We start from the raw sequence: 1,845 nt of genomic DNA on the forward strand, positions 1-1,845 counted from the left end.
ATAACACGCAAAGTACGTGAATCAGACGTCCTCTCATCAGACCACTGGCACATCCCCGGAGCCGTACGTAGGCACGCCATGAGTCCGAGGGCACCCGGCATGCGGCGGCTCGCGGTCCGTGTATACGGACCAATGTCCACCGCCAACTTCTCCCGCTGAACACGCTGCTGCCGATCTGCGCCGGTCCTCAGCCGCGGTGGATCGGCCGGCACTGGTGCGCGGTGGCGAGCCCGAACGACCTCGTCTCGGTCCTGGAGCGACTTACCGCCGAGTATCGTCGCTGATCACCTCAGGCGGTACGGGTGCCGATGAACAGGCCACGGCCGGCCGGGACGATCGCCTCCCGGCCAGCCGGTTCGGGGGGCAGAAATTCGGCAGTACAGCCCGCGTCGGTGAACGCGTCGAGATACTCCTGCAGGGTGAACAGCGAGAGGTGGTCGACCTCGGTGAACTGGGTGATCTCGGCCGGCGAGGCGATCAGGTACCGCACCTCCAGCCGGGTGACGTTGTCCGCCGCAGTGGAGCGGGACACGCGGGCGATCGTGCGGTCGCCGTCACGGATCACCTCGCCGGAGACGTAACCGTCGATGAATTTCTCTGGGAACCACCACGGCTCGATCACCAGGACACCGCCCGGCACCAGGTGACTCGCCATACACCGGACCGCCGCGCGCATGTCGGCCAGGCCGTCGACGTACGAGATGGCGGTGAACATGCAAGTCACCGCGTCGAACGTGCGACCCAAGTCGAACTCGCGCATGTCGCCGCCGTGCACGGTCACACCGGGCAGCCGCCGGCCGGCGACCGCGCGCATCGCGGTAGAGAGCTCAAGTCCCTCGGTGTGGTCGAACAGTTCCTCGAAACCGGCGAGGTGTGCGCCGGTACCACACGCAACGTCCAGCAGTGAGCTGGCCCCGGAGAGCCGGTCGCGGATCAGTCCGGTGAGATACACCGCCTCCTGACGCCAGTCCTTGCCGCGACTGCGATACACCGTCTCGTAGACGTCGGCGAGCTCCGTACCGTACATGAGACCTCCTGCAGTTTAGGAATCCGATGTTCGTCGCCGTCCCTCGAGCACGGCTGGACGATCCGTCGAAGCCGGCACGCGAGAGTGGGACCCGCCCCGGACCTGGGCGACCTCAATACGGAGGTGCGCCCCGCCGTCGTAGCCTGAGCCGGTCCGCGGCCGGCGAGGTACATCGACACTGCATGCTCATGACCGCGGTGTTGCCCTCGCGAAGAGGGCAGCCTCTTCGCCCGCTGCTACGCGGAGACCACCGCTATGGCCCTCGACGGTCAGCTGCGGCTGCATCTGAGGTGCGTCTGCGAGGATGTGCTCATCCGCGAAGACGGTGACCTGAAGGTCCGGGAGTGCCGGGTCATCCAGGACGTACCTATTCAGCTTGAGAGGGCGGCGGGCATCCACGGGCCGGTGGTGAACAGCTGTTTGAGTACGTCGAGGGCGTCCTGGCCGTGTTTGGCGGCGGTGGACAGGTAGGACCGTACGGCGGCGAAGTCTGCGAGTCCTTGCAGCGTGCGCCAGGTGCCGGAGATCTTTGTTGGAGTTTGACCGGGCGGAGATCACGTTCGGCCTGGTTGTTCGTGAACGGCACGGCCAGGTCGACCACGAACCGGCAGAATCATGCCGCGATGGGTGTGGAAGCGTTCGACCAGCTTGCCGGCCTTCGATATTTCCCCCTGACGATCGGGTGGGTTCTGCTGACGGCCGTAGGCGATCGCGCCGGCGTAGCAGGCCCGAACGTGGCTGATCTCCGCGTCGGTCAACGCCTCCCGGCCAGCCGCGACGGCTTGCTCGGTCATCGTCTTGGCCATCAGCAGCGTGTC

3 protein-coding genes are annotated in these 1,845 nt (G+C 66.2%); all 3 read right to left on the reverse strand.

The features are described from left to right. Positions 1–289: 289 nt before the first annotated feature. A complete protein-coding gene (locus ACFHWY_RS28340; protein ID WP_416583301.1) occupies positions 290–1,027 on the reverse strand; it encodes a class I SAM-dependent methyltransferase in 738 nt (245 codons plus the stop codon). 367 nt (positions 1,028–1,394) lie between these two features. After that, the gene (locus ACFHWY_RS28345) at positions 1,395–1,628 is read right to left on the reverse strand and encodes a hypothetical protein (protein WP_416583302.1); all 234 of its coding nucleotides are present in this window, start codon (positions 1,626–1,628) and stop codon (positions 1,395–1,397) included. After that, positions 1,582–1,845: hypothetical protein (locus ACFHWY_RS28350; RefSeq protein WP_416583303.1), on the reverse strand; the 264-nt coding region annotated here is incomplete at its 5' end. The genes ACFHWY_RS28345 and ACFHWY_RS28350, both read right to left, overlap by 47 nt.

The sequence above is a fragment of the Micromonospora sp. LOL_024 genome (assembly GCF_048060415.1).
Taxonomy (GTDB): Bacteria; Actinomycetota; Actinomycetes; order Mycobacteriales; family Micromonosporaceae; genus Micromonospora.

Excerpts from the sequence above, each read along its gene's own strand:
- ACFHWY_RS28340 (WP_416583301.1), bottom strand. The coding sequence starts at position 1,027 with ATGTACGGTACGGAGCTCGCCGACGTCTACGAGACGGTGTATCGCAGT.